Below are 24,176 nucleotides of genomic sequence, written 5' to 3'. Positions count from 1 at the left end.
GCCGCCCGCCGCCCCCCGCACCCCACCGCCCACTGCTCACCGACTACCCCCGCCGCGGCCCCCCCCCCCCCCCGGGGGGGGGGGCGCCCGCCCCCCCCCCCCCCCCCACAGTGTTGCGCCCCTCCGGCGTTGTGTGGCACCTTCGACGGCAGGTAAGGTAAGGGTTACCTCACTGACGATCAACGGGATCGACGAGGCCGACTTTCGTGGAGGTGGACCGGGTGTACGTGTGCTCCTGCTTCGGCATCACCGAACAGCAGGTCCGCGAGCATGCGGACACCGGCGCCTGCACGCCCCGCCAGATCGCCTCCGCCTGCAAGGCGGGCACCGACTGCGGCGGCTGTGTGCGCCGCATCCAGGCGCTGCTGGGCCGTGGCGCCTGCCCGCCCCGCGAGCTGATCGACAAGGGCGCCGCCGAGCCGCTGGGCGCCGGGGTCCCGCCGGTTTCCGCCGAGGCCCCGCCGGTGCCGGCCGAGGCCCTGCCGGTGGGCTCGGAGGTCACGTCGGCGGCCGAGGCGGCTCCGGCACTGCTCCCGCTGGTGCAGGTGCCCCCGGCGTACCGCGAAGCGGCCTGACCGCCTCGCGCCCGTACCGGGCTCAGGTGCTGGGCTGCTCGATGACCTGGGCGATGTACAGCGCCTCGCCGAGCTTCTCCACCAGCTCCAACTGCGTGTCCAGATAGTCGATGTGGTGTTCCTCGTCGGCGAGGATGCTCTCGAAGATGTTGGCCGAGGTGATGTCGCTCTTGGCGCGCATCAGCTCGATCCCGCGCTTGAGACGGTCGATCGCCTCGACCTCCACCTGCCGGTCCGCCTGGAACATCTCCGTCACCGTCTGACCGACACGGACATGGAACAGCCGCTGATAGTTCGGCAGTGCCTCCAGGAAGAGGATGCGGTCGGTGAGAATTTCCGCGTGCTTCATCTCGTCGAAGGATTCGGCACGGGTGTACTTCGCGAGCTTCGGCCAGCCGAAGTTCTCCTGCATCTTCGCGTGCAGGAAGTACTGATTGATCGCGGTCAGCTCGGCGGTCAGCTGCTCGTTGAGGAATTCGATGACCTCGGGGTCGCCCTGCATGGCAGCGGGCTCCTTCCGCACGGTTACGGGCAAGTGCGGCGCATCCTCGCATCGCCCGGAGCGTAACGTCCAGTAAGTACACGCTTACTGTGGATTGCCCGTTTCGTCTGGCGTGGGTCAGGGGCACCCCTTCCGGTCTGACACCATGGAGGCATGGGTCAGCCGGAAAGCCGCGAAGCGGAGCCTCCTCAGCTGCCTCCCGGGCAGCGACTGCAGCGGGGCTGGCCCGTCACGCACTACGGCCCGGTGCCGAAGTTCCGCCCCGAACGCTGGGAGTTCCGCGCCTTCGGCGCCACCGCGGACGGCGACAAACACTGCTGGACGCACGAGGAATTCGCCGCGCTGCCGTATACGACGGTCGTCGCCGATATGCACTGCGTAACGAAATTCAGCATGCTGGGCGCGGAATGGGGAGGCGTCCGCACGGCGACGATCCTCGAACTCGCGCCGCCCGCGCCCGAGGCCACCCACGTGATGGTCTGGGCGGAATACGGATTCAGTTCGAACCTGCGCCTGGAGGATTTCGCGGCGGAGAACTGTCTCTTCGCCACCCACCGCTCCGGCGAACTCCTCACCGCCGAACACGGCTTCCCGCTCCGGCTGATCGTCCCGCACCTCTACGCCTGGAAGGGCCCCAAATGGGTCCGCGGCATCGAGTACATGACGGCCGACCGCCGAGGCTTCTGGGAGGAGCGCGGCTACCACAACCTCGGCGACCCCTGGCGCGAACAGCGCTACTCCTACCAGGAGGAACCAGGGGACGGGCCGGAGCTGTGAGACGGGCTTGAGGCCGGGCGGCCCGGGGCCGGGCCGTGCCGCGGCCCGGGCCGTCCGCGCCGCCCCGGACGGCCGCCGCCTCCGTGGCGCGCCGCCGCGCGACCGGCCCCCGTCTCAGCCGCCCGCGGTCGCCCGCAGCTCCTTCAGCCGGGCGACGTCCGCCGCATGTCCCTCCGGGCCGCCGGGCGTCTCGATCACCAGAGGTACGCCGTCCGTCGCGGGGTGCGTGAACAGCTCGGCGAACGGCTCCGCGCCGATGTGCCCGGCGCCGATGTTGGCGTGCCGGTCCTTGTGGGCGCCGACGACGTCCTTGGAGTCGTTGGCGTGGATCAGCCGCAGCCGGCCCTCGCCGGTGACCTCCACCAACGCGTCCAGCAGCGCCTTCATCCCGCCCGGCGCGGCCATGTCGTGGCCCGCGGCGAACGCATGGCAGGTGTCCAGGCAGACCCCGAGCTTCGGATGGCGCTCCAGCACCTCGAAGTACGGCCCGAGATCCTCGGCGAGCGCGCACAGCGACGCCCCCTGCCCGGCCGTCGGCTCCAGCAGCAGCCAGGGGTCGTCGTCGTGCACCAGCTCCGCCAGCAGCGGCCGCATCCACTCCCCGGCCTGCGCCAGCGCCTCGGCGCGCGGGCGCCCGCCGGTCGCCGAACCGGTGTGCACCACCACGCCGCGCGCCCCGATCTCCCGGCCGCGGCGCAGCGAGTGCCGCAGCGACGCCACCGACTTCTCGACGGTCGCCTCGGTGTGCGAACCGAAGTTGATCAGGTAGGGCGCGTGGACGTACGCCGGTATGCCCGCCTGCGCGCAACCGGCCCGGAACGCCTCGTCCTGCGCGGGGTTCCCCGCCGGTGTCGCCCAGCCGCGCGGGTTGGCGACGAAGACCTGGACCACCTCACCGCCCATCGTGCGGGCATAGGGAAGACCGGTCTTGGCCAGGCCGCCGGCGACCGGCACATGGCCGCCGACCGGATTACGGAGCCGGCCGCGCGCGGCGGCGTCTGCGGGGGAGGGATGACTGCTCACCCCACCAGGGTGCCAGGCCCCACCGACAACCCGGCCGGGGCCCGGCTCCGGCCCGGGGACGCCCGTACGGCGGCGGGCCGGCCGGGGCCGGTCGGGGACGGTCGGGACTGGCCGGGGCCGGTGGCGCCGAGCACCGCGAGGGCGTCCGGGAACGCCCCCTACAGCGCTCCCTTGAGCTTGATCGTGATCGTGCTGCCCTTGGGTGCCTGCTCGCCCGGGTCGACCGACTGGGACTCGACGGTGTCCTGCGGGAACAGGAAGGGCTTCTTGACCTCCACGGAGAACCCGAGGTCGCCCAGCCGCTTCTTCGCGTCGTCGACGTTCCAGCCCGTCACCTTCGGCACGGTGACCATCTCCGGGCCCAGCGACAGCGTCAGGGTGACCGTCTCGCCCTTGCCGAGCTGGCCACCGGCCGGGGACTGGAGGGCGACGGTGCCCTTGTCCTCCGGGGAGTGGACCGCCTGGTCGGCGAACTTCACCACGAAGCCTTCGTCCCGCAGCGTCTCGGCCGCGTCGTCGCGGTCGTCACCCGTCACATCCGGGACATCCAGCGCCGCGCCCCGGCTCACCGTCAGCGCCACCGCCGTGTCGGGATGCCGCTCGCTGCCCGCCGCCGGGTCCGTCCGGATCACCGACCCCTTGGCGACCTCGTCGCTGAACTCGCGGCGCGTCGCCCCGGGCACCAGCCCACGGTCGCGCAGCGCGCGCCGGGCGTCGGCCACCGGAGTGCCCGACAGATCCGGGACGGTGACGATCTCCGGGCCGCGCGAGACGGTGAGCGTGACCGTCCCGGTGCCGCGTATACGGTCGCCGGTGCCCGGGGCGGTGGACATGACATGACCGCGCCGCACAGTGGGGCTGAAGTCGCGCACCACCTTCACGCGCAGTCCCTCGTCCCGCAGCGTCCGCTCGGCCTTCGCCTGCGCCATGTCCAGCACCGCCGGGACGGACGTGAACTGCCCGGTGGTGACGTACCAGACGCCCGCGCCGCCCCCGAGGACCAGCAGCACCGCGGCGACGATCGCCACCAGACGGCGCCGCGGACCGGCGAACGGCCCGCGCCGCGCGGCCGCTGCCGGGCGCAACCGGGTGGTCGGCTCGGACGCCGGGACCTCCAGGCGGCTGGTGCGGTTCAGCCCCTCCTCCCCGGGCGCCGGCTCGATACCCGCGAGACCGGGCAGCGGCGGCTGCACCACGGCCTGCGGCAGCACGCTCGTACGCTCCGTGCCGTCGCCCGCCGCGACCTCCCTGGCCTGCGGCGGGACCGCGTCCAGCTGCGCCTCGGTCAGCCCGTCCCGCGCCTCGCGCGCCGCCGACAGCAGCGCCACCGCGTCCTCGGGGCGGCCCCGCGGATCGCGGGCGGTGGCCCGCGCGACCAGCGCGTCCAGCTGCCCGGCGAGGCCCGGCACCGCCTCCGACGGCGGCGCGACGTCCTCGTGCAGATGGCGGTAGAGCACCTGGGCCGCCGTGCCGCCGGTGTGCGGTTTGGCGCCGGTGAGCATCTCGTAGAGCACCACACCGCAGGCGTAGACGTCGACGCGGGCGTCGGCGGTGCCGTCCTCGATCTGCTCGGGCGCGAGATACGAGACGGTGCCCAGGACCGCGCCGGTGGTGTCGGTGTGCGCGCCGACCGTCCGCACCAGCCCGAAGTCGGCGACCTTGACCCGGCCGTCGTCGCCGATCAGGACGTTCTCCGGCTTCATGTCGCGGTGCACCAGCCCCGCCCGGTGGGCGGCGCCCAGCGCGGCGAGGATCGGCTCCAGCACGTCCAGCGCGGCCCGCGGCTGGAGCGCGCCCCGCTCCCGCAGCACATCGCGCAGCGTGCACCCGGCGACGTACTCCATCGCCAGATAGACGTACGTCCCGTCCGTGCCCTGGTCGAAGACGCCCACCACATTGGGGTGCGACAGCTTGGCGACCGACTTCGCCTCGCGGATGAAGCGGTCCACGAACGCGCCGTCCACGGCCAGCGACGGATGCATCACCTTCAGGGCGAGCACGCGGTCGAGCCGGGTGTCCAAGGCGCGGTAGACCGTCGCCATGCCACCGGCGGCGATGCGCGCCTCGACGCGGTACCGGCCGTCGAGCAACTGCCCGACCAGGGGGTCCTGAAGGGTCGTATCCACGGCAGACGAGTCTACGAGGACCCACCGACACCGTCGCCCGCCCGTGGCCCGCACGGGCGCACCGAAGCCGAACGGTGACCGGAAACGGACGCGGGGTGACGGGACGCGGCCCCGCCGCCCCCGGGGATCAGAACGCCGGGCGCTCCGGATCCAGCTCCGCGCGCCCGTCCTGCGGCGACGACGCCAGCGCGAAATGGCGGCGCGGGATGCGCCCGGCGCGGAACGCCAGCCGCCCCGCGCCGACCGCGTACCGCATGGACCGCGCCATCAGCTCCGGCTCCTGGGCGCGGGTCACCGCCGACGCCAGCATCACCGCGGCGCACCCCAGCTCCATCGCGAGCGCCGCGTCCGAGGCGGTCCCGGCGCCCGCGTCGAGGATCACCGGGACCCCGGCGCGCTCGGTGATCAGCTGGAAGTTGTGCGGGTTGCGGATGCCGAGACCGGAGCCGATCGGCGAGCCCAGCGGCATGATCGCGGCGCAGCCGACGTCCTCCAGCTTCCGGGCCAGCACCGGATCGTCGCTGGTGTAGGGCAGCACGGTGAAACCGTCGTCCACCAGGGTCTCCGCCGCGTCCAGCAGCTCCACCGGGTCGGGCAGCAGCGTCCGCTCGTCGGCGACCACCTCCAGCTTGACCCAGTCGGTGCCCAGCGCCTCCCGGGCGAGCCGGGCGGTGAGCACCGCCTCGCCCGCCGTGAAGCAGCCCGCGGTGTTCGGCAGCACCCGGATGCCGTGCCGGTCGAGGACGGAGAGGACCGAGCCCTGGACGGTCGGGTCCAGCCGCCGCATGGCGACCGTCGTCAGCTCCGTACCCGAAGCCAGCAGCGCCCGCTCCAGGACGTCCAGGCTGGGTGCGCCCCCGGTGCCCATGATCAGGCGGGAGGTGAAGTCCGTACCGCCCAGGGTGAGGAGATCGTCGGCCACCGGTCAGCCCCCCTGGACCGCGGTCAGCACCTCGACGCGGTCACCGGCGCCGAGCGGGGTAGCCGGCCACTGGGACCGCGGGACGACGGTTTCGTTGACCGCCGCCGCGACCCCGGACGGGGCGGCGGACACCGTCGCCACCAAGCGGTCCAGGGGCAGACCGCCGGGGATCTCCCGGGCGGCGCCGTTGACCGTGACCGTGACCGTGACCGGGGCGGCGGACGAGACGGGTGGGGTGGGCGTGGTCATGCCTGCTGCTCCTGGAGGACGCGTCCCGGGGCGGCCGGCACACCGGCGCCCGGGGCGAAACGGTCGGGGGAGAAGGGGCGGGCCTCCTCGGGCAGCCGCCCCGTGGTGAGCGCCTCGGCCAGCGCGTCACCGGTGATCGGCGTCAGCAGCACGCCGTTGCGGAAGTGCCCGGTGGCCAGCAGCAGACCGGGCAACGCCGTCGGGCCGAGCAGCGGCGCGTTGTCCGGCGAGGCGGGCCGCAGCCCCGCGCAGGTCTCCACCAGCGGCAGCTCCGTCAGGCCCGGCACCAGCTCGTGCGCGTCCCGCAGCAGCTCGTAGACACCGCCCGCGGTGACGGTGGTGTCCCAGCCCAGCTCCTCCGTGGTGGCGCCGACGACCAGCTCGCCGTTCTCCCGCGGCACCAGATAGAGCGGCCCCCCGCGCACCACGGCCCGTACGGTGCGGGACAGGAACGCCGGGCTCCCCTGGGGCATGCGCGGCAGCCGCAGGCGCAGCACCTGGCCCTTCACCGGGCGCACCGGCGGGCGCACCTCGTCCGGCACGCCCGCCAGCCGTCCGCTGAGGCTGCCCGCGGCCAGGACGGTGCTGCCCGCCGACACCCGGGTGCCGTCGGCCAGCTCGGCGCCGGTGGCGCGCCCCGCGGTGACCGTCAGCCGGGCGGCGCGGGCGCGGTGGAAGACCACCCCGGCCCGCTCGCAGGCCACCAGCAGCGCCGCGGTGAGCCGGCGCGGATCGGTCTGGTGGTCGCCGTCGACCCGCAGGCCCCCGCGCACGCCGGGCGCGAGCATCGGCTCCAGCCGTCGGCATTCACGCCCCGACAGCCATGCCGATTCCAGCCCGCACCGCACCTGGAGGGCGTGGAGTTCGCGCAGGTGGGCACGGTCGTCGGCGTCCAGCGCCACGGCCAGCGTGCCGCAGGCGCGGTAGCCCACCTCCAGGCCGCTCGCCTCCTCCAGCTCCGCCACGAAGCGCGGGTAGCGGCGGGCCGACGCGAGGTTGAGGCCGAGCAGCGTCTCCTCGCCGTAGTGCAGTTCGGTGACGGCGGCGAGCATCCCGGCCGCGACCCGTCCCGCGCCGCCGCCCGGCTCCGGATCGGCCAGCGCGGTGCGCAGCCCGCGCCGCGCGGCCCGCCAGGCGGTGACCAGCCCCATGAGGCCGCCGCCGATCACCAGCACATCGGGGTGCGGCGACGGATCCGTCGGGCTCGGTGGTGTGGCAGATGGAGGCATGGGCGTCCAGCCCCTCCCTTCGCCGGCATGACCCGGATCAGGTTCGTACGGTCGGAGGCCGGTCAGCCTCCCTCTCAGCCCGGTACACCGGGCTCCCGCGAGTGCGTGTCCGCCTCACCCTAGTACCCCGGCAGGCGGCGTTCGCCCGGCAAACGTCGCCTGCCGGGGCACCAGTACCCGCCCCTGAAGGCCCGTAAGGGAGCGCCCCCGGAACGGCCGGGCCGCGGCGACCGGCTGTGACGCTGTGTCAGAGATCTCCTTGCGCGGTGCTGCGGACGGCCTCGCGCGCCGTCCTAGAGTGACCGGGTGAGCGAGCAGAGGAAGTCCTCCCAGGCCCCTGACCACACACCCCGCGTGGTGATCGCCGGTGCGGGTATGGCGGGCGTGCAGACCGCCGTCGCGCTGCGCGAGAACGGCTGGCGCGGCGCGATCACCCTCTTCGGCGACGAACCGCACCCGCCCTACGACCGGCCGCCGCTGTCCAAAGCGGTCCTGCTGGGCAAGGCCGACGGCGCCGCCTTCGACGTCGACTTCCGCTCCCTCGGCATCGATCTGGAACTGAGCCATCCGGTGACCGGCATCCGCCCCGGGGAGCACCTGCTGGACACCGTGCGCGGCCCCGTCCGCTACGACCACGCCGTCCTCGCCACCGGGGCGGCACCCCTCCGGCTGCCGGGCACCGAGGGGCACCCCGGTGTGCACCTGCTGCGCACCCTGGACGACGCACAGCGGCTGCGGCCCGTCCTGGCCGGGCGCAGCGACATCGTCGTCGTGGGGGCGGGCTGGATCGGCGCCGAGTTCGCCACCGCCGCCCGGGAGGCGGGCTGCACCGTCACCGTCGTCGAGGCCGCCGACCGCCCGCTGGCCGGGGCGCTGCCCGCCGAGGTGGCCGCCCATATGACGCCCTGGTACGCCGCGGCCGGTGCCGAGCTGCGCACCGGGGCGCGCGTCGCCTCCGTCGCGGAGCGCGGCGTCGTGCTGGACGACGGCACCGCGCTGCCCGCCGACGCCGTCCTCGTCGGCATCGGCGCCCGCCCCGCCACCGGCTGGCTGGCGGGCTCCGGTATCGCGCTGTCGCCCGAGGACGGCTCGGTCCTCGCCGACGACCGGCTGCGCACCTCCGCCCCGGACGTCCACGCCGTCGGCGACTGCGCCTCCTTCCCCTCCGCCCGCTACGGCCGCCGACTCCTGATCCACCACTGGGACAACGCCCTCCAGGGCCCCCGTACCGTCGCGCAGAACATCACCGGCGACCCCGTGGAGGGCACCGTCTACGACCCGGTGCCCTACTTCTGGTCGGAGCAGTTCGGCCGCTTCGTGCAGTACGCGGGCGACCACGGCGGCGCCGACGAGCTGGTCTGGCGCGGTGACCCGGACGGCGCCGCCTGGTCGGTCATCTGGCTGCGCGACGGCGTCCTGGTGGCGCTGCTGGCGGTCGGCAGGCCCCGCGACCTGGCCCAGGGCCGCCGCCTCATCGAGCGGGGCGCCGTCCTGGACCGGGTGCGGGCGGCCGACGCGTCCGTCCCGCTCAAGTCCGCGGTGCGCTGAGCCGGGCGGGTGCACGGGGACGGGCCCGGCGACCCTCCCGGGAACCGCGTGCCGGGGCTCCGGCGCCCCGCGCGGCCCTCTCGTGGCGATGCCCGGCTACCGACTGTCAGTGCGAGGTGGCACGCTTGTCCTGTGACCGAGATTGACGCAAACATCGATGGACTCGTCCCCGCCTGGCTCACCCTCCCCGACATCGCCGAAGAGATCGGCGTCGAGGTGACGCGCGTCCGGCAGCTGGTCAAGGAGGGCCAGCTGATCGCGGTGCGCCGCGGCGAGAACAGGGCACTGCACGTGCCGGCCGATTTCATCCAGGACGGCAAGGTCGTCAAGGGCCTCGTCGGCACCCTGACGCTCCTGCGCGACGACGGCTTCGCCGACGACGAGATGCTGGAGTGGCTCTTCACCGCGGACGACAGCCTGCCCGGCACCCCCGCGCAGGCCCTGCGGGAGAACCGCGGCACGGAGGTGAAGCGCCGGGCGCAGGCGCTCGCCATGTGACGTCCCGGGCGGGCCGCGCCCCGGCCCGCCCGTATCCCTCCGCATCCGTAACCGCTACCGAGGTGGCGTACGCGCCGGACCGTCCGGCCGTACGCCACCGCCTTGGGGGAGCACCCGATGACGATCCGGATCCACGCCGCCCGCACCGCGGCCCTCGCCGACGCCCGGCTCTACCTCTGCACCGACGCCCGCACCCGCCAGGGCGACCTGCCGCAGTTCCTGGACGCGGTGCTCTCCTCCGGGGTGGACATCGTCCAGTTGCGCGACAAGGGCATGGAGGCGGCCGAGGAGCTGCGCCATCTGGAGACCGTCGCGGACGCCTGCCGCCGCCACGGCACGCTCCTCGCCGTCAACGACCGCGCCGACGTCGCGCACGCCGCCGGAGCCGCGGTGCTCCACCTCGGCCAGGGCGACCTCCCGGTGCCCGCCGCCCGGGCCCTCCTCGGCCCGGACGTCCTCATAGGCCGCTCCACGCACGCCGAGGCCGAGGTCGACGCCGCCCTCGCCGAGCCGGGCGTGGACTACTTCTGCACCGGACCGTGCTGGCCCACTCCCACCAAACCGGGCCGCCACGCCCCGGGCCTCGGCCTCGTCCGGTACACCGCCGCGCGGGCCCCCGAACGCCCCTGGTTCGCCATCGGCGGCATCGACTCCGGCAACCTCGACGCGGTGCTCGACGCCGGTGCCCGCCGGATCGTCGTCGTCCGCGCCCTCACCGAGGCGGACGACCCCGCCGCCGCGGCCGCCTCGCTCGCCAAGCGCGTGCGCGAGCGGGATACCTGAGCCGACCGGACACCGGCCGCGCACGGGCGACCGGGCCCGCCACCCGCCGATCGCGCTCCCGCCGTCCGGGCCCGGCCCGCTGTCCACTCCGTGGACGGGAACCGGGCCTATTCAGGCATTCCACCGGAGTCGGTTGGTGCCCGACCCACGGGTGGATAACCTTCCCGTATGGCCCTAGGTACCGCTTCCACCAGGACTGATCGCGCACATACCGTCCGTGAGCTGCTCGCTTCCGGCAAACAGTCGTACTCGTTCGAGTTCGCCGCCCCGAAGACCGAGAAGGGCGAGCGGACGCTGTGGAACGCCATCCGCCGCATCGAAGCCGTCGCGCCGACCTTCGTCTCCGTGACCTACGGCGCCGGCGGCACCTCCCGTGACGGCACCGTCCGCGCCACCGAGCGGATCGCCACCGACACCACTCTCACCCCGGTCGCCCACCTCACCGCCGTCAACCACTCCGTGGCCGAACTGCGCAACATCATCGGCCAGTACGCCGACGCGGGCATCCGCAACATGCTCGCGCTCCGCGGCGACCCACCCGGCGAGCCGATGGGGGACTGGGTCCGCCATCCGCAGGGCATCACCTACGCCGCCGAACTCGTCCGCCTGATCAAGGAGTCCGGCGACTTCTGCGTCGGCGTCGCCGCCTTCCCCGAGATGCACCCGCGCTCCACGGACTGGGACGCCGACGTCGCGCACTTCGTCGACAAGTGCCGCGCGGGCGCCGACTTCGCCATCACCCAGATGTTCTTCTACGCCGAGGACTACCTCCGGCTGCGCGACCGGGTCGCCGCCGCCGGGTGCACGACGCCGATCATCCCCGAGATCATGCCCGTCACGAACATCCGGCAGATCGAACGTTTCGCGCAGCTGAGCAACGCCGCGTTCCCACCTGAGCTCGCGGACCGCATCCTGGCCGTCAAGGACGACCCGTCCGCTGTACGCTCCATTGGCATCGAGTACGCGACGGAACTGTGCGCGCGCTTGAGGGCCGAGGACGTGCCCGGGTTGCACTTCATCACCCTGAACCACTCCACGGCGACCCTGGAAATCTACGAGAATCTGGGGCTGCACCAGCAGCCCTGATCACGGTGCCGCAGCGCGGCGGAAGAGGGGCGTACATGGGCTGGGCGGTCCTGTACATCGCATTCGGTTGCGTCGCGCTGTGGCTTCTGGGTGAGGTCCTCTTCCAGAACAAGGCCCGGCTCCGGTGGCGGTTGTTGGCCTTCACCGGGTTCCTCGGTGTGGTGACGGGGGTCCTCCTCCCCTCGGTGATCGTCATCGCGCTCGGTGCCGTCGCGTTCGCCACCGGACAGACCTACGTGACGCTGTCCTTCCGCCGCGGCTTCACCACCGGCTGGTCGCTGCGCGGCGCCCCGCGGGAGAACCGGCGCCGCCGGGCGAAGTCCGGCGGCCGCCGGCCCGCCCTGCACGTCTCCGACGTCGAGGAGACGACCGGGCCCGCCGGCACCCCGGACGGCCCGCAGCCCACGGACGGCACCGACGCCCCCGGCGCGTACGACACCGCCCCGCCCCACGGCACCCCGGACGGCTACGCGCCTCACGACGGCTACGCGCCTCACGACGGCTACGGCGCCCCGCTGCCGGACCGGGACGGCGGCTGGGCCCCCGGCGGTCCGGACGGCCACGGCACCGCCCCGGTATTCGGCGGCCAGGACGGCTACGCCCAGGACGCCGTCTACGCCCCGCAGCCGCTCCCCGACGAGACCGGGCAGTACGGCATCTACAGCCCCGACGCCCGCATCGCACCGCACGGCTCCGACGCCTACGCCGCGGCCTTCGGTCACCAGCCGACGGACCCCGGCCCCTATGGCCACGGCGGCGGTTACGCCCCCGGCGCCCAGGACGCGTACGCCGATCCCTACGGCTCCTACGCCCCGTACGGCACCGACCCGGGCGCGGCCGGGCCCTATCCCGGCACCCAGGGGTACCCGCCGCACGACCCCTACGCGCCGGCGGACCCGTACGCCCAGCAGCCCTACGGAGCGGCGGGGTACGGCACCTCGCTCCAGGACTACGGCGACACCCCGCCCGGCGGGGTCTGGGTGCCGCAACAGCGCGACGGCGTCCCCTCGTCCGGCGAGCCGCCGTATCCGCCGACGCAGCATCACGGCCACGAGGAGCAGCAGCACCGCTACTGACGGCGCGTCAGCCCCGCCTGGAGCAAGGGTGTTACAGGCCCCGGACCGCATGGCCCGGGGCCTGCCGCATGCGGTGATCGCCGGTCATCCGGAAAGCAGGCGCCGTGGGCCGTCGGCGCTGGTACGAAGGTGGGCCGATCCTCGCTGAGCCACCCGCGACGGCGCCGAGCGCGGGGGCCAGGGCCGCCTCGGGGCGGTCGGCGAGCCGGCCGTCTCCCCGGGCGTCCCCGCGAAGGCGCGCCCCGGGAACGGCTCTTACGGGCCCGTCTCAGGTCGAGCCGCGCCAGTCCTCGCCGTTGACGATCAGCCCGGCGACGATCGCTCCGGACATCCCGGCGTGCGCCGGACCGCCCCCCGGATGGGACCAGCCGCCGACGGCGTGGAGCCCGGGTATCCGGGTGCGGTTGGCGGGCCGCAGGAACCGGCCGCCGCCACCCGCCAGCGCGGGGCCGGGCAGCAGCGCCTCCGCCGTGGGCGGCAGCACCTCGCGCCACAGCAGCCGCTCCCGCAGCCCCGGCACCACGGCCTCGGCGCGCTCCGTCATCCGCCCGGCCAGCGCCTCGGCATCGGCCGCGGCAAGCCCGCCGGGGCCGGGAGCCGCCACCGTCGCCGTCAGCGTCACCGCCTCATGGGCGTCATCGGGCCGGGTGGCCGGATCGTCGGGCCGCAGCACCGTCACCGTGGGCCGCGCGGCGGGGGCGCCGCCCCCGCCGAACACCGCGGCCAGCTCCGCCGCGCGGTCGTCGGTGTGCACCACCGTGCGGTGCGCGGCACCGTCCGGCCGGGCGCCGCGCAGCGCCAGAGCCACCGTCATCCGGGCGGGCACCGGACCCGGCGGCGGACCGGCCGGGGCGTCCGGCGCCTCCCACGGCGCACCGCCGGGCACCAGCCCCGCCAGCGCCTCCGGGGTGACCCCGGCGATCACCTGCTCCGCCTCCGTCACCTCGCCGTCGGCCGTGACGACACCCGCCGCCCGGCCGTCCGCCACCACGATCCGCTCGACCGGCGCCCCGAAGCGGAACTCCACGCCGCGCGCCACGCACCGCGCGTGCAGCGCGTCCGCCAACGCCCGCATGCCACCGGCCGGATACCAGGTGCCGAAGGTCTGCTCCATGTACGGCAGCACCGCCGCGCTCGCCGGGACGGCGCGCGGATCGAAGCCGTACGCCAGGGCATGGCTCTCCAGCAGGGCGATCAGCCGCGGGTCGGACAGCTCCCGGCGGGCGGTCTCCGCGAGCGTCGCGGTCGTCGGGCCCTTGCCGCGGCCGAACAGGCCACGGCGGCGCACCGCCGGATACGGATCGCGCCCCAGCACCTGCCACTCCGCCCACAGCGGCTCCTCCAGCAGCGGTCTGCGGGTGGCGTCCCAGGCATCGCGGGCGCGGCCCAGGAAGTCGCTCCAGCGGTCCCCGGCGCCCGCGCCCAGCGCGCCGTCCAGCACCGTGAGGACGCCGCCGCGCGAGGCGTTCGGCAACGACACCGCCGTGCCGTCCGGGAAGACATGGCGGCTCGCGGGATCGACCTGGGTGAGCGTCAGCACGCTCTCCAGCGGCTCCCGGCCGGTCTTGACGAAGAGGTCGCGGTAGACCGCCGGGAGGTGCAGCAGCGCGGGCCCGGTGTCGAACCCGAACCCCTCCCGCTCGAAGCGCCCCAGCGCCCCGCCGTACGTCGTCTCCCGCTCGCACACCACCACCCGGTGGCCCGCGACGGCCAGCCGCGCGGCGGCCGCCATCGCGCCCGCGCCCGCCCCGATCACCGCAATCCGTGCCATGTCCGCGACTGTATCCGCCCCCACCGACAACGCCCGCACCACGGCCCGGCGGGCGGCCTCAGCGGGGGACGGGATCCGCTTCCGCGGCGGCTCGCAGCCGCTTCTCCTCGCGGCGCTCGCGCCGCCGTCGCAGAGAGCGGCGGATCCGCGACCAGAGCAGGATCACCAGCGCCAGACCGGCGAGCAGCAGCGTCCCGGCGATGACGGCGGCCGCGACAGGGTGGAACACTGCGAACGCGATCAGCCCGGCGACCCCGAGGTCCTCGACGACGCTCACCACGAAGTTGCTCGCCGGTTCCGGCGAGGTGTTGACCGCGACCCGTGCCCCCGCCTTGACGAGATGGCTCAGCAGCGCCGTGGAGCCGCCGACCGCGCCCGCCGCCAGCTGCGGCAGCGACCCGTCGTGCCCGGCCAGCAGCGCGGCCACGACGCCGCCCGCGACGGGCCGCACGACGGTGTGCACGGCGTCCCAGACGGAGTCCACGTACGGGAGCTTGTCGGCGACGGCCTCGAAGAGGAAGAGCACCGCGGCGACGATCAGCACATCGGGGCGCTGCAGCGCGTCCGGTACCTCGTCGGTGACGCCGGCGGCGCCGAGCAGGCCGAGGAGCAACACGACGGCGTAGGCGTTGATCCCGCTCGCCCAGCCACTGGTGAACACCAACGGGAGTACGGACATGCCGGAGATCGTAGAACAGCGTGGGGACGGGGTGCTCACGCGTGAGTACGCGTACTCAGACGGTGAGATGAGTAGGTACGCGGATGGGCCGCACCCTGCCGGAACGACAGAGTGGGGTGCACCGAAGGGACGCGGCGCCGCACCGCCGGCACGGGGCGGCGGAACGGCGCGGCATCCCGGACGTACGGGGGAAGCACGGGGGATACGGGGGAAGCACGGGGGATACGGGGGAAGCGCTGCCCTGGTCGGATCGGTGGGGGAACGATCCGCGCCAGGGCAGCGCGCTTCCGCGTCCGGACCCGGGGAACGGCGGCGAACCGCGGCGCCCCGGGGCGGGACGGTTCCCGGGGCCACGCCCCAGGGGAGGCACCCCGGGCAACGTCCCCCGGACAGCGGCCCGTTCGGGCCCGTCGCTCAGCTCCGGTGGCCGCTCACCCGTCCCTGGAGCAGCCGCGACAGCGCCGCGTGCACCTCGTCGAGGGAGCGGTCCGGCTGGTACGACTGCCAGTCCAGCGCCGCCACCAGCACCATGCCGAACAGCGCCGACGCGGTCAGCGGCACATCGATCTCCTCGCTCAGCTCGCCCTCGGTGACGGCCTCCCGCAGTACGTCCTCCACCACGGCCACGGCCCGCTCGCGCACCACCATCAAGGTGGACTGCCAGGCTCTGTTGGTGCGCCACAGTTCGGCCACGTAGAGCTGGGTGAGCGCCGGGTAGCGGGAGATGAAGTCCAGACCGGCGCGGATCATCGCGTCCAGCGCGTCGATGCGGGTGCCGCCGCGGCCGGTCACCTTCTCGGCCGCCTCCTGGAGGGAGGCCGCCAGCAGTTCGATGCCGTGCCGCAGCAGTTCCTCGAAGAGAACGTTCTTGCTCGCGAAGTTGTAGTAGACCGTGCCCTTCGCGACCCCCGCCCGCTCGGCGATCTCGTCCACCGTGGTGGAGGAGAAGCCCTGTTCGGCGATGAGGGTGACCGCGGCGTCGAAGAGCTTGCGCCGGGTGGCGTCGCGGCGTGAGTGGGAGCTGTCCATACAGGTGATTGTGCCGGTCCGAGGCCCCTGCCCGCTCACAGGCGCAGCTCCGGGGGCAGGTCCTTCCTGTGCACCACCTGCCGCCCGTGCGCCGTCGGCGCCAGCGCTCCGTGGAGCGGCGGCAGCGGGCCCCTGGACAGCGACCGGCGAACCGGGTTCCGCCGCGAGGCCGATGTCCCGGAATGCCCGGCCGCACGGGCCCTTGCCGGGCGGCGCCGGGGGCGGCGGCCGGGCGAATCGCGCCTCTTCCGCCGTACCTCTCCGTGAAAGACCAGGTCAGGGACGATTGTCAGTGGTGTGCCGCAGGATGGGGGCAACGGTTCCGAACCGGTCTGCGACGACTGGAGGTTCGTCATGGCAGCTCGTCCCGCAATGGGCAGCTCCGCTGGGTACGGTCCCCCGAGCGATGTCCACCCCGTTCTGCGGCGTTCGGCAGCGCCACCCGCCGCCCTCACCCTGCTCGCTCAGGCCCGGCAGGGCCTCACCGAAGCCGAAACCCTGCACTCCCCGAACGAACGCTTCGCGACGGCCCACCTCGCCGCGTTGCGCACCGCCGCAGCGGTGCTGGCCGTCCGGGGCAGGCCCGAGTCCACCCCGCGTCGGCGCCGCCGCATCCGCAGCGCCTGGGAGGTGCTGCCGGAGATCGCCCCGGAACTGACCGAGTGGAGCGCCCTCTTCGCCGCCGGGGCCGACCGCCGGGCCCGGGCCGAGGCCGGTATACCCGGCGCGGCCGGCAGCCGGGACGCCGACGACCTCGTCCGCGCCGCCGCCCACTTCCTCCGCCTGGTCGAGCAGATGCTGGTCCTCCAGCCGTCACTGCCGCCTCAGCGGGTGGGGTGAGCTGGGAGGGGAGGTACGGGGCGCGGGGGCGGTGACGCCGCCGGGGCTCCAGCCGGTGCCGGTGGGCCGGGCCCGCTCCGGCCGCCCGCCGTCCGTCGCCCGCCGCCCGGCGCCTCAGGTGCGGGTCGGGGGCGGGGCGCGAGGCCGGGGCCTCCCGCTGGCGTCCGGCCGTCCTCCCGGGCTCCGTCCCGCCCCACCCGGTCGCGACGGAAGCCGCAGGTGGCGCCGCAGACCGCGGACGGTGCACGACGCAATAGGGTGGAGGGCGCCTAGTTGTTCTGCCCCTCCGAGGAGCCACCCGCCGTGTCTGACCCGCTGCGCCCGCGCGCATCCCTTCGTACCGCCGTGGTCTGGGAGGTTCTCAAGGACGCCCTGGAGCGCCGGGCCGGGGCGGCCGGGCGCGATGTCCTCGACGTCCTCGACACCGGCGGCGGCACCGGCAACTTCGCCGTGCCCGTCGCCCGCCTCGGCCACCGCGTCACCGTCGTCGACCCGAGCCCCAACGCCCTGTTCGCCCTGGAGCGCCGCGCCGCCGAGGGGGGCGTCGCCGACCGGGTGCGGGCCGTCCAGGGCGACGCCCACGGCCTTTTCGACGTCGTCGAGCGCGGCGGCTTCGACGCCGTCCTGTGCCACGGCGTCCTGGAGTACGTCGACGACCCGGCCGAGGGCGTCCGCAACGTCGTCGCCGCGCTGCGCGACTCCGGCACCCTGAGCCTCCTCGCGGCCGGTCTCGGCGGCGCCGTGCTGGCCCGCGCCCTTGCCGGGCACTTCACCGAGGCCCACCATGCCCTCACCGACCCGGCCGGCCGCTGGGGCGAAGGCGACCCGGTGCCCCGCCGGTTCACCGCCGACCAGCTCTCCGGCCTGGTCACCGGCGCCGGGCTCCAGGTCGGCGCGGTGCACGGCGTACGGGTCTTCGCCGACCTCGTCCCGGGGGTGCTCGTCGACACCGAGCCCGGCGCGATGGAGGCGCTGCTGAAGCTGGAGGCGGCCGCCGCCGAACAGCCCGCGTTCCACTCGGTCGCCACCCAGCTGCACGTTCTGGCCGAGCGCGACTGATCGCCACCGGTGGGCGCCCCCCCGGGGGGGGGGGGCCCAACCCCCCCCCAAAACCCCAGCTCCCCCCGAGAGAGCGGGGCGCGCCGAGCGCGGGACGCGTGGGGGGGGGGGGGTAGCCCGCGCCCACCCCCGCGGTTGCCCTCGGGCTCCCCCCCGGGGGGGGTGGGGGGGGGGGGGCCCCCCCCCCCCGGGGGGGGCGCCGGGGGGGGGGGGGCCCCCCCACAGCCCACCCGATCAGCCCCTTCTCCCCGTATGATCGAGGGACGACGTTCCGGCATGACGGATGGGCGGGTGGGGAATGCAGGCAGCATCACCACCGGCCGCCCTGGGGGCCAGGACAGTGGACTGGCGCTGAGGGGCGGGTTTCACGGGGGCGGATCCCTGCCTATCCTGAAAGGGTCGCCCCCGGTCGCCCCCGCGACCGACGAGTAGGAGGACTCCGTGCCGCTCTCGGAGCACGAGCAGCGCATGCTCGAGCAAATGGAGCGAGCGCTGTACGCCGAAGATCCCAAGTTCGCGACAGCGCTTGAGGGAAGCGGGCTGCGCACGTACACCCGGCGACGGGTCTACCAAGCGGTCGTCGGCTTCCTGGTCGGTATCGGCCTGCTCATGGCCGGCATGGTCGCCCAGCAGATCTGGATCAGCATCGTCGGCTTCCTGGTGATGCTCGGCTGCGCCGTCCTCGCCGTGACCGGCTGGCGCAAGGCCCTCAAGCCCGGCGAGCAGCGGCCCGGCGCAGCCCCGGGGAAGCGCGGCAGGGCGGGCGGAGCGCCCGCACGACGCCCGTCCGGTGGCCGCCGCTCGATGATGAACCGCATCGAGGACCGCTGGCAGCGCCGCCGCGACGAACAGGGCCACTGAGCCCAAACGTTCCACTCAGCCCTGGACGGGGCCGCCCGCACTCCGGGCGGCCCCGTCCATGCGTCATGCCCCGATCCGCCGCGTTGCGCTCGGGGCCGCGGCGGATCCGCGCCCCGGGCCGGGCCGGAGCCTCGCCGTGCGGGTGGTCGTGCCGGGGTGCGGGCAGCCACACCCAAAGGCCCGAGCCCGGCCCCGCGCGGGCACCGCGCACCGGGCCCCGGCCAGAGCCTCCGTCCGTGAGGGCAGCCGCGCCCGGGCGGCAGAGCCCAGCCGTCAGGCGGACCGGCGTCGGACCCCACCGGACCGCTCCCCACCCGAGCCCCTGCCGCTGTGCGCCGGGCCCGCAACCCGGCCCTCAGCGATCCCCCCAGGTCACCCCCGTCGCCCACCGGTCTGCAGCACCTCGGCGACGCGGCGGACAGCCACCGCCGCCCGGCCGGACGCCTGGCGCCGCCGGAACGCCGTCCACCGGGCCGCGTACTCCCGGGCCGGCCGGTCCGCCGAGCGCGGCAGCAGGGCCGCACGCCACCGCGCCACGCGGGATGCCTGCGCGCGCAGCGCCGCGCAGACCAGCCGTACGTCCTCGGCCGCCCGTGGTGCGGGCCGGGGCCGTGCCGCGTACAGGGACTCCTCGACCGCCCCGGCCACCCGGTGCGCGGCCTCGGCGGCCTGCGGTGGGAGTGCGGCGGCGTCGACGAGACGGTCGGCCGTGCGGCGTGGGGTGAGCGCCTCGTCCGGTGCGATGCCCAGGTCCCAGGCGGTGTCGAGCAGTTCCTGCCAGGCGCTGAGGGTGCCCGCCGGGCCGTCGGCGGAGAGCCGTCGGGTCCGGACCCGGGACCGCCAGAGCGCCGGGAGCGCGGCCACCGCGAACAGCAGCAGACCGCCCAGCGTGAGGCCGACGGTGGCGAGGACGGAGGGGCCGCCGCCCGAGGAGCCCGGGTCCGGGGCCGTGGGTGCTGCCGCCGTGCAGCCCGTGGCGTCCGGCTGGCGGCCGGGGCCGCAGGCCGAGTCCGGACTCGGGCCGTCGGACGGCGTCGTGGGCAGGGTCGGCTCCTGCGCGGGGGAGCCCGGCGAGGTGTCCTGCGAGGTGTCCGGCAGCGCGTACTCCGGGACGTTGCCGCGGCTCGGCGTGGGCTCGAAACGCGTCCAGCCCACCCCCTGGAAGTACAGCTCAGGCCAGGCGTGGGCGTCCCGCAGCCCGACCGACGTCGTACCGTCGGGCTGCTTGGTGCCCGGTGTGAAACCGACGGCGACCCGCGCCGGGATGCCCAGGGTGCGGGCCATCGCGGCCATCGAGAACGAGAAGTGGACGCAGAAGCCCTCCTTCTGCTGGAGGAACCGCACGATGGCCTGCACCCCGCTGCCCGCCTGCACCTCGGTGTCGTAACGGAAGCCGCCGTCGGTCGCGAACCAGTCCTGGAGCTTGACGGCCTTCGCATACGGGGTGGCCGCGCCGCGGGTCACCTGCCGGGCCGTCGCCGCGACCACGGGCGGCAGCTCGGCGGGCACCTCGGTGTACTCGCGGCGCAGCGCGGCGGGCGGCGGCGGGGCCTCGGCGAGCTGCCGGGCCGTCGGCCGCACCCGCAGGCTCTCCACCTGGTACTGGAGGCCGCGGGTGTTCTGGCCTCGGTCGCCCACCAGGGTGCGGCCCTGCTCCTCGAAGCGCCACCGCCCGGCGATGCCGACGCGGGACGCCGGGAACGGCATCGGCAGCCAGTTCTGGCCGTACCACTCGGCGGTCGAGATCGAGGTGTTGATCCGGGTGGTGGCGACGTCCGGGGACAGCCCCACGGGCCGCGGCAGCTGCTCGGGCACATCGGTCACCGTCCGCTCGGACGGCTTCCAGGCCGTGCCGTCGAACTGGTCGAGCGCGACGATCCGCAGATACAGATCGCGGGTGTCGCTCGCCGTGGTGCGGTAGTTGAGGACTTCCTTGTCCTCGGGCTGGTTCAGGCTGTTCTGGAGGGAGACCAGCGGGTTGACCGCCGAGATGGTGCCGCCGGACCCCGCGTCCCGGCCACCCGTACCGAGCAGCCCGGTGCCCAGCGACGGCAGCGCCGCCGGGACGGCGACGGCGACGCCGAGCGCCAGCACGCCGATCCGCCGCCCGTACCGCACCGGTGCCGGAGCGGGCGCGGGCGCGTCCGCGGCCTTTCCGGACCCCGGCAACCGCCGGGAACCCCGGCCCGCCGCCCTGCCGAACACCCGGCCCCACCGCGACAGCCGGTCGCGGCCCTCGGCCAGCAGGAGCAGCAGATAGCCCGCGGCGGCGATCAGGAACCACAGCCAGCCCGTGCCGCCCGGCGCCAGCCCCGCCGCCACCGAGTAGAGCGCCAGCAGCGGCAGCCCGGCGGGCGCGGCGCTGCGGTACGTGACCGCCAGAGCGTCCACGATCAGGCCGACCAGCGTCACCCCGCCGACCAGCAGCAGCCGGATGCCCGGCGTGAGCGGCGCCGGGCTGGCATACCGGCTCACATCGGTGACCCCGGACTGCCCGAGGCGGACCAGCTCCGCGGCGGCGTCCGGGCCCGGCAGCACCCCGAGAAGCGCCTGCCCACCGGCGTACAGCGCGGTCACCGCCAGCAGCGCCACCACGGCCTGGACCACGATGACCAGCGGCCGGGGCCACGGCAGCCGCCGCACACCGGCGCCCGCGGCCGCCACCAGTGCCACCAGCAGCGCCGCCTGCACCATCCAGCCGGCCGGATCGACCAACGGCACCAGCGCACAGGACGCGCAGAACGTCGCCACCGCCGCCCACAGCGCAGGCCCCCGCCCGCTCATCCGCACCCTCCCGCCCGCACGGCCCGGCCGTTCACGGCGGACCCCGGGCCCGGGCCGCCGCCCGGCGCCCGCCCGTCCGCCGCGACGCGCCGTCCGCGCGCCCCTCCGCCGTCCTGCCGCCCGCTCACGTCACGCCTCATGTCCCGCTCCCCGCCCCGCTGCCGCGCCGTCGGTGTCCCCTGGGGCGTACGGCGCGGACGCCGCGCCCGCCCAGAGACCATCGGAGGGTATGCCGCCCGCCCCGTCGGCCGCCCGCCACAGCGCGGCAAGCGAGGCGCCGGGCGCCACCGGCAGGGCCGTCCAGCCCGCCTCGCGGAGCATCCGCAGCCGGTCGTCGAGCGCCGCCGGGCGGGCTCCGGACCGTGTCTCCCAGGAGTTCCGCGCCCAAGCGTCGCCGGCCGGGACGAAGGCGACCGCGGCCGTACTGCGCCGCCGCATCCGCGCCGCAGCCTCGGCCGCCTCCTCGTCCAGCTCGCCGAAGAACGCGATCAGCAGGCCCTCGCCGCCGCGCAGCGCCTCGTACGCCGCCGAGAGCCCCGGCTCCCCGGACGGCTCCACCACGGCCAGGACGTCCAGCAGCAGCCCGGCCGTCGCACCGGCGTCCGTACCGCCCGGCGCGGCGGTGGCGCCCTCCAGGCCGGGGACCGCGGTGCCCGTGTCCGTCAGCAGCCGTACCGGGAAACCGCGCTCCAGCAGATGCGTCGCGGCGGACGCGGCGGCCGCCACCGCCCATTCGAACGCCGACTCCGGACCGGTGCCGCGATGGGCCGCCTCCCGGGTGTCGAGCAGAACCGTGCACCGCGTCCGCTGCCGCTGCTCCTCCCGGCGCACCATCAGCTCGCCGTGGCGCGCCGTGGACCGCCAGTGGACCCGGCGCAGATCGTCGCCGTGGCGGTAGCCGCGCGGAATGACGTCGTCCTCGCCCGTCAGCGCCGCCGGACGCCGCCGCCCCTCGCCGAACCCGGCCGTCTCCCCGGCCATCCGCACCGGCGGCAGCGGCTCCGTGCGGGGCACCGCCGTCAGCGTGTCCGACGCGCCGAAAGCGCAGGTCAGCTCACACATGCCGAACGGGTCCGCCAACCGCAGCTCCAGCGGTCCCAGCGGGAAACACCCCCGCAGGTCCGACCGGACGCGGTACGACACCTCCCGGCGCCCACCCGCCTCGACGCGGTCCAGCACGAACCGCGGCCGCGGCCCGAGCACATACGGGACCCGGTCCTGGAGCATCAGCACACCCGTCGGCAGCCGGGAGAGGTTCTCCACCGACAGCCGCACCCGGGCCTCGGCGCCCACCGGCACCCGGGCGGGCGCGAGCGTACGGCTCGCGGCGACGCGGTAGCGCGTGCGGTGCAGCACCAGGACGCAGACCAGCGGCAGCGCCGCCAGCAGCAGCCCCACCCGCAGCAGATCCGCCTGGCCCAGCAGATACGCGCAGAAGGTCGCCGCGGCCCCCGCGGCGAGGAACGACCGGCCGCGCGTCGTCAGCCCGGCGAAGGCCGCCCGCAGCCCGCTCCGCCCGGCGACCCCGCTCCCGCCGGACATCACCGCTCCCGGAGGCCGGGCGGGCGGCGGTCCGGGGCGTCCGCCCGGGCCTGCCGCGCCGGGTCCGGCACCGGGACACGGTGCAGGATCTCCAGCACGATCTGCTCCGCGCCGCGGCGGTTCAGCTGGGCCTGAGAGGTCGGCAGCAGCCGGTGTGCGAGGACCGGGACGGCCAGCGCCTGCACATCGTCCGGGAGTACGTACTCCCGCCCGGCGAGCGCCGCGGACGCTTTCGCCGCGCGCACCAGATGCAGCGTCGCCCGCGGTGAGGCGCCCAGCCGCAGATCCGGATGGGCGCGGGTGGCCGCCACCAGCTCCACGGTGTACCGGCGCACCGCCTCCGCCACATGGACGCCCCGCACCGCCTCGGTCAGCCGGACCATGTCCTGGGCGCGCGCCACCGGCCGCAGCCTCTCCAGGGGCGATGCCGCGCCGTGCACGTCGAGCATCCGCAGCTCGGCAGCCGGGCTCGGATAGCCGACGGACACCCGGGCCATGAAACGGTCCCGCTGCGCCTCCGGCAGCGGATACGTGCCCTCCATCTCGACCGGGTTCTGAGTGGCGACGACCATGAACGGGCTGGGCAGCTCGTACGTCCGGCCGTCCATCGTGACCTGCCGCTCCTCCATGGACTCCAGCAACGCCGACTGGGTCTTGGGGGAGGCGCGGTTGATCTCGTCGCCGATCACGAACTGGGCGAAGATCGCGCCGGGCTTGAACTCGAACTCCTTGCTCTGCTGGTCGAAGACGCCGACACCGGTGATGTCGGAGGGCAGCAGATCCGGGGTGAACTGGATCCGCCGCACCGAACAGTCCAGGGACCGCGCCAGCGCCTTGGCCAGCATCGTCTTGCCGACGCCCGGTACGTCCTCAAGGAGCAGATGCCCCTCGGCGAGCAGCACCGTCAACGCCAGCCGTACGACCTCCGGCTTGCCCTCGATGACCCCCTCGACCGACCGCTGCACCCGTTCGGCAGTGGTGGTCACATCAACGAGGCTCGCTCGCTCGTCATACGTCGTCACCGGCCCTCCTCGGCCCTTCCCCGTGCCCGCGCTGAACAGAGGATTCCTCATCACCGGACCGGCGCCTTCCGTACGGCCCCGTCCGCCCCCGGACGTGGGGGGGGGGGGGGGCCCCCCCCCCCGGCGCCCCCCCCCCACCACCCCCCGCCCCCCCCCCCCCCACCCACGAGCAAGCGAGCGCGTCCCGCGGTCTGG

The 24,176-nt window shown here is 75.1% G+C and carries 22 protein-coding genes and 1 riboswitch; of the genes, 10 read left to right on the top strand and 12 right to left on the bottom strand.

Features of this window, described 5'->3' with window-relative positions:
- Nucleotides 1–221: 221 nt before the first annotated feature.
- Nucleotides 222–575, top strand: a complete 354-nt coding sequence (locus ACFWWQ_RS22160; protein ID WP_384598783.1) for a bacterioferritin-associated ferredoxin — start codon at nt 222–224, stop codon at nt 573–575.
- A gap of 22 nt (nt 576–597) precedes the next feature.
- On the opposite strand, the gene bfr is transcribed toward ACFWWQ_RS22160, so the two are convergent.
- A complete protein-coding gene (gene bfr, locus ACFWWQ_RS22155) occupies nt 598–1,077 on the bottom strand; it encodes a bacterioferritin (RefSeq protein WP_143942652.1) in 480 nt (159 codons plus the stop codon).
- A 153-nt stretch (nt 1,078–1,230) separates the two neighbouring features.
- On the opposite strand from bfr, the gene ACFWWQ_RS22150 reads away from it, so the two are divergent.
- The gene (locus ACFWWQ_RS22150; protein ID WP_384598707.1) at nt 1,231–1,854 is read left to right on the top strand and encodes a sulfite oxidase-like oxidoreductase; all 624 of its coding nucleotides are present in this window, start codon (nt 1,231–1,233) and stop codon (nt 1,852–1,854) included.
- A gap of 114 nt (nt 1,855–1,968) precedes the next feature.
- Here ACFWWQ_RS22150 and ACFWWQ_RS22145 read toward each other — a convergent pair whose 3' ends face one another.
- The 5 genes from ACFWWQ_RS22145 to thiO all read right to left on the bottom strand — a co-directional run bounded on the left by ACFWWQ_RS22145 (nt 1,969) and on the right by thiO (nt 7,403).
- Entirely contained in the window at nt 1,969–2,877 is a 909-nt protein-coding gene (locus ACFWWQ_RS22145; protein ID WP_384598705.1) for a deoxyribonuclease IV, read from the bottom strand.
- A gap of 158 nt (nt 2,878–3,035) precedes the next feature.
- Nucleotides 3,036–5,003 (bottom strand): Stk1 family PASTA domain-containing Ser/Thr kinase, encoded by a 1,968-nt coding sequence (gene pknB / locus ACFWWQ_RS22140; protein ID WP_384598703.1) that lies wholly within the window; start codon nt 5,001–5,003, stop codon nt 3,036–3,038.
- 127 nt (nt 5,004–5,130) lie between these two features.
- Nucleotides 5,131–5,925, bottom strand: a complete 795-nt coding sequence (locus ACFWWQ_RS22135; protein WP_384598701.1) for a thiazole synthase — start codon at nt 5,923–5,925, stop codon at nt 5,131–5,133.
- 3 nt (nt 5,926–5,928) lie between these two features.
- Complete coding sequence (gene thiS, locus ACFWWQ_RS22130; protein WP_384598699.1) at nt 5,929–6,174, bottom strand: sulfur carrier protein ThiS; 246 nt, start codon at nt 6,172–6,174, stop codon at nt 5,929–5,931.
- Nucleotides 6,171–7,403, bottom strand: coding sequence for a glycine oxidase ThiO (thiO, locus tag ACFWWQ_RS22125; RefSeq protein ID WP_384598697.1), 1,233 nt, complete (start codon nt 7,401–7,403; stop codon nt 6,171–6,173). Before thiO ends, thiS begins: the two co-directional genes overlap by 4 nt.
- Nucleotides 7,401–7,512: riboswitch (TPP riboswitch) on the bottom strand. Its footprint overlaps the gene before it by 3 nt.
- Before the next feature lie 197 nt (nt 7,513–7,709).
- Between thiO and ACFWWQ_RS22120 the strand changes: the two genes are divergently transcribed.
- From ACFWWQ_RS22120 to ACFWWQ_RS22100, 5 genes are all read left to right on the top strand, one after another.
- Nucleotides 7,710–8,951 (top strand): NAD(P)/FAD-dependent oxidoreductase, encoded by a 1,242-nt coding sequence (locus ACFWWQ_RS22120; protein ID WP_384598695.1) that lies wholly within the window; start codon nt 7,710–7,712, stop codon nt 8,949–8,951.
- A gap of 132 nt (nt 8,952–9,083) precedes the next feature.
- Nucleotides 9,084–9,449, top strand: a complete 366-nt coding sequence (locus tag ACFWWQ_RS22115; protein ID WP_384598693.1) for an Rv2175c family DNA-binding protein — start codon at nt 9,084–9,086, stop codon at nt 9,447–9,449.
- Nucleotides 9,450–9,566: 117 nt separating this feature from the next.
- Nucleotides 9,567–10,232, top strand: coding sequence for a thiamine phosphate synthase (gene thiE, locus ACFWWQ_RS22110; RefSeq protein ID WP_384598691.1), 666 nt, complete (start codon nt 9,567–9,569; stop codon nt 10,230–10,232).
- A 168-nt stretch (nt 10,233–10,400) separates the two neighbouring features.
- Nucleotides 10,401–11,318 carry a methylenetetrahydrofolate reductase [NAD(P)H] gene (gene metF, locus ACFWWQ_RS22105; RefSeq protein ID WP_384598689.1) on the top strand — a complete coding sequence of 306 codons (918 nt, stop codon included), beginning with the start codon at nt 10,401–10,403 and terminating at the stop codon, nt 11,316–11,318.
- A 35-nt stretch (nt 11,319–11,353) separates the two neighbouring features.
- A complete protein-coding gene (locus tag ACFWWQ_RS22100) occupies nt 11,354–12,394 on the top strand; it encodes a hypothetical protein (protein WP_384598687.1) in 1,041 nt (346 codons plus the stop codon).
- Nucleotides 12,395–12,662: 268 nt separating this feature from the next.
- On the opposite strand, the gene ACFWWQ_RS22095 is transcribed toward ACFWWQ_RS22100, so the two are convergent.
- The 3 genes from ACFWWQ_RS22095 to ACFWWQ_RS22085 all read right to left on the bottom strand — a co-directional run bounded on the left by ACFWWQ_RS22095 (nt 12,663) and on the right by ACFWWQ_RS22085 (nt 15,873).
- On the bottom strand, nt 12,663–14,165 hold the full coding sequence (locus ACFWWQ_RS22095) for a phytoene desaturase family protein (protein WP_384598685.1): 1,503 nt from the start codon (nt 14,163–14,165) through the stop codon (nt 12,663–12,665).
- 58 nt (nt 14,166–14,223) lie between these two features.
- On the bottom strand, nt 14,224–14,844 hold the full coding sequence (locus ACFWWQ_RS22090; protein ID WP_384598683.1) for a DUF4126 domain-containing protein: 621 nt from the start codon (nt 14,842–14,844) through the stop codon (nt 14,224–14,226).
- 414 nt (nt 14,845–15,258) lie between these two features.
- Nucleotides 15,259–15,873 carry a TetR/AcrR family transcriptional regulator gene (locus ACFWWQ_RS22085; protein ID WP_384598681.1) on the bottom strand — a complete coding sequence of 205 codons (615 nt, stop codon included), beginning with the start codon at nt 15,871–15,873 and terminating at the stop codon, nt 15,259–15,261.
- Nucleotides 15,874–16,227: 354 nt separating this feature from the next.
- Here ACFWWQ_RS22085 and ACFWWQ_RS22080 point away from each other — a divergent pair, with 354 nt between their 5' ends.
- The 3 genes from ACFWWQ_RS22080 to ACFWWQ_RS22070 all read left to right on the top strand — a co-directional run bounded on the left by ACFWWQ_RS22080 (nt 16,228) and on the right by ACFWWQ_RS22070 (nt 18,633).
- Complete coding sequence (locus ACFWWQ_RS22080; RefSeq protein ID WP_384598679.1) at nt 16,228–16,713, top strand: SAV_6107 family HEPN domain-containing protein; 486 nt, start codon at nt 16,228–16,230, stop codon at nt 16,711–16,713.
- Between the two features lie 303 nt (nt 16,714–17,016).
- Nucleotides 17,017–17,772 (top strand): class I SAM-dependent methyltransferase, encoded by a 756-nt coding sequence (locus tag ACFWWQ_RS22075; RefSeq protein ID WP_384598677.1) that lies wholly within the window; start codon nt 17,017–17,019, stop codon nt 17,770–17,772.
- A gap of 441 nt (nt 17,773–18,213) precedes the next feature.
- A complete protein-coding gene (locus ACFWWQ_RS22070; protein ID WP_384598675.1) occupies nt 18,214–18,633 on the top strand; it encodes a DUF3040 domain-containing protein in 420 nt (139 codons plus the stop codon).
- Nucleotides 18,634–19,005: 372 nt separating this feature from the next.
- Here ACFWWQ_RS22070 and ACFWWQ_RS22065 read toward each other — a convergent pair whose 3' ends face one another.
- From ACFWWQ_RS22065 to ACFWWQ_RS22055, 3 genes are all read right to left on the bottom strand, one after another.
- Nucleotides 19,006–21,417, bottom strand: coding sequence for a transglutaminaseTgpA domain-containing protein (locus ACFWWQ_RS22065; RefSeq protein ID WP_384598673.1), 2,412 nt, complete (start codon nt 21,415–21,417; stop codon nt 19,006–19,008).
- A gap of 129 nt (nt 21,418–21,546) precedes the next feature.
- Complete coding sequence (locus ACFWWQ_RS22060) at nt 21,547–22,959, bottom strand: DUF58 domain-containing protein (RefSeq protein ID WP_384598671.1); 1,413 nt, start codon at nt 22,957–22,959, stop codon at nt 21,547–21,549.
- The gene (locus ACFWWQ_RS22055; protein WP_384598669.1) at nt 22,959–23,981 is read right to left on the bottom strand and encodes an AAA family ATPase; all 1,023 of its coding nucleotides are present in this window, start codon (nt 23,979–23,981) and stop codon (nt 22,959–22,961) included. Before ACFWWQ_RS22055 ends, ACFWWQ_RS22060 begins: the two co-directional genes overlap by 1 nt.
- Between the last annotated feature and the right edge of the window lie 195 nt (nt 23,982–24,176).

This window comes from Streptomyces sp. NPDC059080, from assembly GCF_042739975.1.
Taxonomy (GTDB): domain Bacteria; phylum Actinomycetota; class Actinomycetes; order Streptomycetales; family Streptomycetaceae; genus Streptomyces; species Streptomyces benahoarensis.
This window is presented reverse-complemented; position numbering and strand designations above follow the sequence as displayed.

What these genes read in the sequence shown, in the direction of transcription:
- bfr (WP_143942652.1), bottom strand. Translation starts at nt 1,077, where the DNA reads ATGCAGGGCGACCCCGAGGTCATCGAATTCCTCAACGAGCAGCTGACC.
- ACFWWQ_RS22150 (WP_384598707.1), top strand. Translation starts at nt 1,231, where the DNA reads ATGGGTCAGCCGGAAAGCCGCGAAGCGGAGCCTCCTCAGCTGCCTCCC.
- thiS (WP_384598699.1), bottom strand. Translation starts at nt 6,174, where the DNA reads ATGACCACGCCCACCCCACCCGTCTCGTCCGCCGCCCCGGTCACGGTC.
- thiO (WP_384598697.1), bottom strand. Translation starts at nt 7,403, where the DNA reads ATGCCTCCATCTGCCACACCACCGAGCCCGACGGATCCGTCGCCGCAC.
- thiE (WP_384598691.1), top strand. Translation starts at nt 9,567, where the DNA reads ATGACGATCCGGATCCACGCCGCCCGCACCGCGGCCCTCGCCGACGCC.
- metF (WP_384598689.1), top strand. Translation starts at nt 10,401, where the DNA reads ATGGCCCTAGGTACCGCTTCCACCAGGACTGATCGCGCACATACCGTC.
- ACFWWQ_RS22100 (WP_384598687.1), top strand. Translation starts at nt 11,354, where the DNA reads ATGGGCTGGGCGGTCCTGTACATCGCATTCGGTTGCGTCGCGCTGTGG.
- ACFWWQ_RS22095 (WP_384598685.1), bottom strand. Translation starts at nt 14,165, where the DNA reads ATGGCACGGATTGCGGTGATCGGGGCGGGCGCGGGCGCGATGGCGGCC.
- ACFWWQ_RS22090 (WP_384598683.1), bottom strand. Translation starts at nt 14,844, where the DNA reads ATGTCCGTACTCCCGTTGGTGTTCACCAGTGGCTGGGCGAGCGGGATC.
- ACFWWQ_RS22085 (WP_384598681.1), bottom strand. Translation starts at nt 15,873, where the DNA reads ATGGACAGCTCCCACTCACGCCGCGACGCCACCCGGCGCAAGCTCTTC.
- ACFWWQ_RS22080 (WP_384598679.1), top strand. Translation starts at nt 16,228, where the DNA reads ATGGCAGCTCGTCCCGCAATGGGCAGCTCCGCTGGGTACGGTCCCCCG.
- ACFWWQ_RS22065 (WP_384598673.1), bottom strand. Translation starts at nt 21,417, where the DNA reads ATGAGCGGGCGGGGGCCTGCGCTGTGGGCGGCGGTGGCGACGTTCTGC.
- ACFWWQ_RS22060 (WP_384598671.1), bottom strand. Translation starts at nt 22,959, where the DNA reads ATGTCCGGCGGGAGCGGGGTCGCCGGGCGGAGCGGGCTGCGGGCGGCC.